The 337-nt window shown below is 44.8% G+C and carries 1 protein-coding gene; it reads right to left on the reverse strand.

The window, feature by feature from the left end; genetic code table 11:
• Nucleotides 1–337, reverse strand: a 337-nt coding sequence (locus GNY06_RS05945; RefSeq protein ID WP_176589980.1) for a transposase, incomplete at both ends; no start/stop codon positions are given.

A 337-nucleotide genomic window follows, 5' to 3' on the forward strand; every position in this document is an offset into this window, starting at 1 on the left:
CCTGTCAGGAACATAGCGCATGGAGGAGCGGATTTGATGAACCACGCAAAGTTGTACCCTGGTTTTAGGAAATACAGCCTCAACCGCTTCGGGGAAACCTTTCAGGCCGTCTATGCAGGCAATCATTATATCTTCCACACCGCGTTTCTTCAGATCAGTGAGAACTCCAAGCCAGAATTTGGCCCCTTCATTTTCTGAACTATAAAGCCCATGTAAATCCTTTTTTCCTGCGATATCAACCCCGAGGATATTATAGATCGCACGGGTGTCAACAGCACCATTCACCCTTACCTTGAAAAACATACAATCCAGAAATATAAATGGATAGACGGTTTCA

The organism is Elizabethkingia argenteiflava, from assembly GCF_009904105.1.
GTDB classification, from domain to species: Bacteria; Bacteroidota; Bacteroidia; order Flavobacteriales; family Weeksellaceae; genus Elizabethkingia; species Elizabethkingia argenteiflava.